Source organism: Variovorax sp. P2_H12 (genome assembly GCF_056403395.1).
Genome location: NZ_JBFUFO010000321.1, coordinates 1 through 367, shown reverse-complemented (window position 1 = coordinate 367; position 367 = coordinate 1). Strand labels below are relative to the sequence as shown.

General features: G+C 68.4%; 1 protein-coding gene. It reads left to right on the top strand.

Translation table 11 applies throughout. The features are described from left to right. Nucleotides 1–367, top strand: a 367-nt coding sequence (locus tag AC1DYK_RS36315; protein ID WP_478170677.1) for a hypothetical protein, incomplete at both ends; no start/stop codon positions are given.

The window sequence follows — 367 nt, the reverse complement described above, 5'->3', positions numbered from 1 at the left end:
GGCAGCGAATATCGCACTCGCGTCCGGTGACCACGTCACCGCCCTCGCCTTTCTGCACGAATTGATCACCGAACCGGGGCTCCCCGCGGAAGCGGTCGCCCCATTGGTGCGGAAGATGCCGTTCCAGGCGTTCACCGGCTACACCCGGCGCGCGGATGTCCTGGCCACGCTGCGCGCTGTCCTCGAAACGGACCGGCTCAGCGCGCGCGACCGCGCCGAAGTGCGTGGCCAGCTGGCTCAGATCCTCATCCAACTCGGTGAGTACGCCGCCGCTGCTGCAGAGTTGGAGCCGGCGATCCCCGACCTCGGTGACGGAACGTACGCCGGTGCCTGGGCGATGACCGCGCTCGGATATCCGGTGCTGAGC